This is a genomic window from Aquabacterium sp. A08, from assembly GCF_011742065.1.
The window spans coordinates 1-269 of record NZ_JAAQQT010000394.1; the positions used below are offsets into that span (position 1 = coordinate 1).

Annotated in this window: 1 pseudogene; it reads right to left on the reverse strand. The window is 75.1% G+C overall.

Annotation, left to right across the window (positions count from 1 at the left end):
* Positions 1-269: pseudogene (locus HA630_RS02245) on the reverse strand (hypothetical protein); the annotation flags it as partial.

Here is a 269-nt window from a genome sequence, read left to right on the forward strand (position 1 = left end):
AGGCGGGTGGACTGCCACCAGGCCAGCGGCGCCCAGGCCACGGCGGCCACCAGCAGCAGGTGGGGCAGCGACAGGGCCAGCGTCCAGCGCCAGGCGCGGCGCAGCGCCGGCACCGGCAGGCGCGTGGCGGCCCACAGCACAAACAGCGGCACAAAACCCAGCACCCAGTGCAGTCCGATGCTGCGGCGCAGGCCCAGCAGCGCGAACACCAGCATGGGGAAGGCCCACAGCACCAGCAGCACCCGGCCCATGGGCACAGCGCGGCCCCG